The 6,937-nt window shown below is 49.8% G+C and carries 7 protein-coding genes; 3 read left to right on the plus strand and 4 right to left on the minus strand.

Going from position 1 to position 6,937, the window contains the following annotated elements:
• Positions 1-306 precede the first annotated feature (306 nt).
• Both AB8B75_RS18905 and AB8B75_RS18910 read left to right on the plus strand, forming a co-directional pair.
• Positions 307-771, plus strand: coding sequence for a hypothetical protein (locus tag AB8B75_RS18905; RefSeq protein WP_405364376.1), 465 nt, complete (start codon positions 307-309; stop codon positions 769-771).
• A 66-nt stretch (positions 772-837) separates the two neighbouring features.
• Positions 838-1,221, plus strand: a complete 384-nt coding sequence (locus tag AB8B75_RS18910; protein ID WP_405364377.1) for a hypothetical protein — start codon at positions 838-840, stop codon at positions 1,219-1,221.
• Positions 1,222-1,492: 271 nt separating this feature from the next.
• Here AB8B75_RS18910 and AB8B75_RS18915 read toward each other — a convergent pair whose 3' ends face one another.
• From AB8B75_RS18915 to AB8B75_RS18930, 4 genes are all read right to left on the minus strand, one after another.
• On the minus strand, positions 1,493-2,353 hold the full coding sequence (locus AB8B75_RS18915; protein ID WP_405364378.1) for a PAS domain-containing protein: 861 nt from the start codon (positions 2,351-2,353) through the stop codon (positions 1,493-1,495).
• 499 nt (positions 2,354-2,852) lie between these two features.
• On the minus strand, positions 2,853-3,569 hold the full coding sequence (gene ctrA, locus AB8B75_RS18920) for a response regulator transcription factor CtrA (RefSeq protein ID WP_405364379.1): 717 nt from the start codon (positions 3,567-3,569) through the stop codon (positions 2,853-2,855).
• A 179-nt stretch (positions 3,570-3,748) separates the two neighbouring features.
• Entirely contained in the window at positions 3,749-4,186 is a 438-nt protein-coding gene (locus tag AB8B75_RS18925; RefSeq protein WP_405364380.1) for a hypothetical protein, read from the minus strand.
• A 211-nt stretch (positions 4,187-4,397) separates the two neighbouring features.
• Entirely contained in the window at positions 4,398-5,393 is a 996-nt protein-coding gene (locus tag AB8B75_RS18930) for an AraC family transcriptional regulator (protein ID WP_405364382.1), read from the minus strand.
• Between the two features lie 167 nt (positions 5,394-5,560).
• On the opposite strand from AB8B75_RS18930, the gene AB8B75_RS18935 reads away from it, so the two are divergent.
• On the plus strand, positions 5,561-6,028 hold the full coding sequence (locus AB8B75_RS18935) for a PAS domain-containing protein (RefSeq protein WP_405364381.1): 468 nt from the start codon (positions 5,561-5,563) through the stop codon (positions 6,026-6,028).
• The last annotated feature ends 909 nt before the right edge of the window (positions 6,029-6,937 follow it).

The following is a 6,937-nucleotide window of genomic DNA, read 5'->3' on the forward strand; positions in this document are numbered from 1 at the left end:
TCGAAGTCGCACACATGATCCGCAAACAGCAATTCGACAACTCAGGCCAATCCGCATTTCAGCAATTTGCGGCACTCGCTGGATAACTGCGCTCAACGAACCGTTGCATTCCGTCCAACGCTGAACTTTGCGACAGAACCCCCCTTGTTCGGTTCGGACTCTGACAGTTGGTTCTGCTTACACTGCAACTCTGCGATCACCGGTCGCCAGATCGCCGATAACCTCTGGCATTGCCCAAAATGCAAAGCGTCTCCGCTTGATATCTTTGAAAGCGCCTTTTGGTTAGGTGACGGAGATGCTCAACCCATGCCAATACACACCCCGGACAGCGGGCGAAGTACTGATCCGACAATCGATATTGTAGATACAAGGCTTCAGCTGAGGCTTGACGAAGAGAACATAACTTTGCTGATCCGCTGCGCATTGGTTGAAGATGCGGCAAACGCCAGCGAACGCTTGGGCGCATTGTTTGCAGATATCGACGTCGACGAAGACAACAACGATGTGTGGATTACGTTTGATGAGGATCTGTGGCCAGAAACTAAAGATCCCATTCAGGCATTGGCTGTGGCCGAGCTTCTTGGAATTGAAGTGGAACAGTCGATGGCTTGGAGAAAGTTACCATTTGCTTGGCCTGGTTTGGGGGAGCACACGTTCAGCACCCTTGAATACACCAAGATGATGCTGGACGCTTATGCTGGGCCTTTGGCGTCGAAAGTGTATTTAATGTCTGTCGTCAAAGTGTTTCGGAGATCCGCGTTGTTTTCGTAGTGGCGACTCTGGTTCTGTTTCTGCTTGAGTTTAGGCGGCAGAGGATCGGTTCTTCAGGCGGCGGTTTTGGATGGTCTGTTTCTCGATCTCCTCTCTCACCTTGGCGCAAACAGGGCAAGTTGTGTCGCATTTGGAGCTTCAGGTGTCCTGATCCTAAAGAACTTACGGGGAAAACCCGCATGTTTATCCCCTCATCACTCCGAACTTAATGAAGTAGTAGATGTGCTGGAGCAAAAAATGACGCCAATAAAAAAACCCACCGCTGAACTATACAGCATTGCAAAAGCGCAAATTATCCGCGATCTCTATGATGCCGCCGACAAGGCTGTCCGAGAACAGCGCGAGGCCGGGTCTCATTCAGAATCTGCGCGTCTGACATTTGACGAGATAAATAGAGTTATTGCACAGGCGCGCAACTTTGGCGGTATCAGATCGCATCAGTCGAGCTAAAATCCGGCCCTGTGGCGGCTGAACCCGATGGCTTTTTTTTAGCCGTGCTTTCGTCATCTACCGACACCACTGACCACCTGCTTTTGGACGCGAAAGCGTTCTGAAGCAGCTATTGATCTGCACAACAGATTAGCCCCGGAACCAATTCCATGGAGCGAGGATAGAGATATGTTGTTAACGTTTTGTTAATTTTTGACGCTCGGGAAAAACAATCTTACTTGTGTACAATTTGGGTCCTGCTCCGGCTGAGTGCCGGTGGGTACCCCCTCATTCAGCTTGGTTTGATAGAAACCACAAAGAAGAACTTGCCTCTATAGTAGGCCACGTTCGACGTCATTTCAAAATGAACGATCAACTGCTTAATGTTTGAAACCCGTTCCTGGAAGTAGGTTTTGTGTTGAACGCCTGGATCCTTTTCCAATTTGGGTAGTTCATAATCCAGCCCACAGTATTCTGAAACGGACACTGTTTCACTGGAAAAGCGCCTTTCACCAAACAATTGTTGAGCAGATTTGTTTGCAAAAACTATTGTTCCGCGATCGTTGAGTACAAGAATGGGCTCCGATAGAGCCTCGAAGCCGGCTCGAAATTCATTGTCTGGCACGTTGATCACCGCTAGTTCGGTTATCTCGCCCTTATCGTTCTCCAATGGAATAACGAGCCTGCGCCAAGTGTGTACAAAAACTTCGGATGGCGGTTCATGACAGCTTAGAACCCATTCCTTCCGTTTGATCACCGCAGCATAGACCGACTGAAAGAAAATTTGAATGTATCCTGTGAAGCAGGATGTCCGATGCCCGGTCAGGTCTCTTCCGTATGCTTCAGCAATGAATTCGCCGTAGTGCATGTACTCAAAATCATTGCCACTTTCTACAACGCGCAGTCTCATCATCCAGGGTTTGAAACTCTCCAAATCCAGTGCATCAAATTGCTTTATCCGAACCGCTTTAGAACTAACGCCAACCGTTCGAACCAAACTGGAAAAAGCTTGAATAGTCGGGTGAATCAAATCGAATTCAGACGGCTTCCAAACGATGGTTGGGCATGATTTTGCGGCTTCATTGAAAAGTCTTGCTGTAAGCTCGAGCCTTCCACCAGCCAAATCTTGTGTTACGTCTTCAACAGCCAGCATAGCCAACCCCCCTTTTACGACATGCGCTCACTTGGTACAAAAAGCTTGCAGTCTGTCTCTGAGAAACGTGAAACACAGTTTTTTAACGAAGTAGGCAAATTGTTTAACCATTGGCTAAGTAAATGGTCATTAACACAAATATGCCAAGCTTGTGAATTGTTTTGGCAAAACACCGCTGACGATGTATGTATTGGTTAGGCAATTGCTATTGAGCACAAAAGCTACTGTGCAATGACTTTTGTTGCGCCACTTGGTTCAATATCTTCCGGCGGATTGGGCTGCGATGCAGGCCGAAAGTTTGGGCCGTTCTTCAGCGGCACCGGCAGGTTGTTTCCGATACCGCTGTGTGGACTTGCATCATCCTAGCTCAAATCGCTATCCGCTGCGCGGACCACGAAGGCGGGAGTTCATGGCCTGGCAATCAAGCCGTGCCCTCCAGCCTCGAGGTTTGCATCTTCTGACATGTGAATGGTGTGTCCCATTCTATACGAGTAAGATCTTATGCTACCGCTTGCCTGACGTCTTCCGCAACTGTCGATGGCTGTGGCTCACGCAAAACATAGCCTCGGCCCCAGACTGTCTCAATGTTGTTCTCGCCAGACGTGGCAACCGACAGCTTTTTGCGTATTTTACAGATGAAGACGTCGATGATCTTGAGCTCGGGTTCGTCTATTCCACCATATAGATGGTTCAGGAACATTTCTTTGGTAATGGTCGAGCCCTTTCGCAATGAAAGCAGCTCAAGTACTCGATATTCTGTGCCAGTCAGCGGCACCCTATTTCCCGCTACCTCGACAGTTTTAGTATCAAGATTAACCTCAATTTGTCCCGTTCGGATAATGGATTGTGCATGGCCCTTTGACCGGCGAACAATGGCGTTGATGCGTGCAATCAGCTCGTCCCGGTGGAAAGGTTTGGTCATATAATCATCCGCGCCAGCTTCGAACCCGGTGAGCTTGTTTTGTGTGTCATCCGCGCCCGATAGGATCAAGATTGGCGTGTCGATCTTTGCGCGGCGCAACTGGCGCAAAACGTCATATCCACTCATGTCCGGAAGGCTCAGGTCGAGCAGGACCAGATCGTAGTCATACAATTTGGCGAGATCAATTCCTTCCTCACCAAGATCTGTAGCATAAACATTCATGTTGGTTTCGGTCAGCATCAACTCGATACTGCGTGAAAGGGATGGGTCGTCTTCGATCAGAAGCAGTCGCATTTGAGTTTTTCCGCTGAAGGGTCGCTAAGCAAGTCAATCGGATACCTCAAGATTGGTAAACAAAAGATGACCGCTTGGGCTTTAATCCTTGAAGGATTAGTCTCTGATTTAGGGTGTGCGTTACGTGTTCAGAGAGTATGTTCTGAAGGTTTTAAAACCAGCACAGCAACACCAGGAAGTCAGGTTAACGACAGGCGATCCGGGCTGAACTTGGCAAGCCGCCCACGTTTTTCATCGGCATCCATGATATAGTTCAGCACTTCATCGGCTTGCATAGGCAATTTTACATGTATGTCGGAACCCGCTTGCGCAGCCAGATGATGAAAGCCAGCTGGATTGAAATTGGAAAATGTGATGATTGGCGCATTTGCTGATGGACCCATACCGCTTCGTATGTCGGCAACTGATGAAATGCCCTCAGCGCAGAATGGGTCAACTTTGTAAAAGATCACGTCGTATTGCCCGGAGCGACACGCTGAAACGGCTTCGACGTTGGAATCTATATATGAAACGCACCATTGACCAGACCGAATAAGTCCGCCTTCGATCTCTTCCCGGTGGTCATCCGAGAAATTTACGGCAAGCAGTCGCAATTCATCATTCGTTGTGTGTTTCACTTTTCCAAAGTCCCGCATTTCAACAGGCGACCCCCCAAGTTACAATCAGCCTTCAGTACTTTCGCAAAGAATTCGAGACCAATACGGTTGCGCTAACATTCGCTAGTGACCGATGAATACTTCGTGGGGGAGGTGAGGTCATTGACCGGAGGCGCGCAGTCTTATCCTTTCGGCGCCATGAGCATCGGAACCGGACATCCCCACCAAAGGTCTAAGGTGCCAGCGTTTGTTTGCGACGTATCATGCCCGGCGAAACACCATGTTGGCGCCTGACCGATCTTGTGTAGGCACTCTGGCTTGAATAGCCCAACCTGAAGCTGACTTCTGCCAGTGGCAGATCAGTCTGTGTGAGCATCTGCATGGAAAGCTCATTCCTGGTTTCTTCGAACAGCTGCGCAAAACCAGTGCCATGCTCAATCAGTCTGCGCTGCAGTGTTCTTTCACTCATGCCTTGCCGGCTCGCCACAGCGGAAATGCTGCATTGACCTGATGACATGTTCCTTATGAAGTCTTCCTTCAGTTGAGTGGCGATATCCTTCTTGCGGCGTTGCTGCTTTATCATATCTGCGCATTGCTGCTGCAGAAAATCGAACATGATTGGATTACCGTTCGGGTTGACGCCTTGCAGAGCTTCTCGCGAAATCGCGAACTGGTTTAAGCTCGCTTCAAATGTGAAATCCAGACCAAAGCTTTTTTTATACAATGACTTATCAAATGGTGCGCGCCTTTCCAGCTGTGCTTCCAGCATTCTCAAGTTGCCGGCAGCGAGCTGCTGAAAAACCCGCAACACCCCGGCAAGCGAGTAATCAACAAACTGATCCCGTCGAACAATAAGCGGGGAGTGTGTCCATTCGACCGTAAACCTGTCGTCTTCGATTGTTGTTTCGAAAACGTCCATGTCGACAATCAGCGTCGCGTACATCGAAAAAAAACGGAACATCTCCCGAAAAGTCGGCGCTGCGCTCATTCCCAGACCAACAGGCCCCGTACCACCAAGGCCATAAAAGAGCCCGTATTTGAGCCCAAACAGATCATCCCCTGTTACAACAGACAGTGCCTCCATCAGACGCGCAAACGCATCCAAACTCATGCGGGCATCGAAGTCAGAAAAGGATTGGGCATCCAGCTGGAGCGCTTGCGCCAAGGGCTCCAGTTCCACACCATAGGTCGCACAAAAGCGACCCAGATCTTTCCCTGCGGTTGCCACAACCAGATATGCCTCTGATGGCGCGTTTCTACTGGTGGTTTGGAGGTCCGTCGTCAAGTGTTAAACCTTTGGCGTCGAAAGTACACCCAATCATAGGGCGCGCTCTTGCGAAGACAACCAATACTGGGAGGTAATAGCCTATCGCCAAACATGCCTGCGGAGACCTCATGCAAAAACTTCCTGACGATGCACCTGACGTGCTTGTTGCCTTGTACAATGCGTGGCAAGCGATCCGAGTGTCACGTCCCCCAACGAAAGCTGACTTTCCGTTTGAGAAGGTCGCAAGAGAGCACCCGGGATTGTTTTGGGTTGAACGTACAGATGCGACCCAGCATGACGTCGACTTTCGATTCATTGCGGTCGGATCTGAAGTGGGAAAAAGAAACGGGCGAAAACTTGTTGGAACAGCGTATTCCGAAGTCATGAACGAGCGAACCTTAAATCGCGTGGCGCGCGTCTTCCCCCAGCAACTCGCGCGTGGTGAACCGCATTACTGGGATATCATAACAACCGACTATGGCGAGGAGCCGGTCCAATACCAAAGAGTGTTGTTGCCATTGTTTGATGACAATGGGACAGCGGTATCTCTTTTGGGGAGCTGCGTCTGGAAAGACCATAAGGCTCAGTCCGACTGAACGGCTACGGGCTGATGCCGGTAGGATCGGCGATGTGATTTTCGAGGTATTGCAGAGCGATATCTTCGGTAATGACATTGTTGGTCGTTTAGAAATACCGTCGGCCCCAAAACCGGCAGAGCGTTGTTCTGAGCACACTCACGAGGTCCATGATCCAAGGGTTCGATCGTCAGTAGCGATCAAGCGGTGCAAGGAAAACTCGTTGGACAACGTTAGCCGAAGGCCTGCCCTCTGTGCGCGATGCGTTGATCGTCGAAATTGATGCTGAGGCACTTGAAGCCGAACTCTACGCCGAGGTCCAGGCGGCGATAGCGGCACTTGTTGCCGCAAACGCCGTTGTAATGGTCTGACAAACCCAGATCGAGCGACTGCATTTGCCCTTGGTCCAAGCCTTCAGTCCTATATCTTGTAGCCTCAGACTTACAGAAAACGCCCTGAGGAAAGAGAGTTTACCGCCTGCTATCTTGGCATCAGTTTTTCAAAGATGCAGATATCCTCGTTCAAATGCGGCGAAAGCCTTCCTGACCAAGGCGATTGAACGGGTTCGGCTGCATCGGCCAGTATCGATCTGCACGGACAAGCTCTCGCGTCACTCACTTCAAATCGTAATTGGTTCTACCCGTCTAACTTGTTGCAAATAACCTGTCACAGCGGGGCACGTGCTGTCGCATCGGCATCTCTTTTGATTAGAGCTAACAAAATTCAAAAGGTAAATGACCATGACCAGTAACGATGACAACGGTAAATCTGCAGACAAACACGAGTTGAAGGGTTCTGTCGCAAAGTTTTCTCGGTTGGTTGGACTGGCTCGCACATGTTAGGTCCGGGCTTTTGAGTTTGAAAGCGAGCGCCTACCCGTGACGATTGATTTCAAAGGGAACCATTTCCCTAAGAGCGTGATCCTTTACG

This window comes from Roseobacter sp. (genome assembly GCF_045106495.1).
Taxonomy (GTDB): domain Bacteria; phylum Pseudomonadota; class Alphaproteobacteria; order Rhodobacterales; family Rhodobacteraceae; genus Roseobacter.

What these genes read in the sequence shown, in the direction of transcription:
- AB8B75_RS18905 (WP_405364376.1), top strand. Translation starts at nt 307, where the DNA reads ATGCCAATACACACCCCGGACAGCGGGCGAAGTACTGATCCGACAATC.
- AB8B75_RS18935 (WP_405364381.1), top strand. Translation starts at nt 5,561, where the DNA reads ATGCAAAAACTTCCTGACGATGCACCTGACGTGCTTGTTGCCTTGTAC.
- AB8B75_RS18915 (WP_405364378.1), bottom strand. Translation starts at nt 2,353, where the DNA reads ATGCTGGCTGTTGAAGACGTAACACAAGATTTGGCTGGTGGAAGGCTC.
- ctrA (WP_405364379.1), bottom strand. Translation starts at nt 3,569, where the DNA reads ATGCGACTGCTTCTGATCGAAGACGACCCATCCCTTTCACGCAGTATC.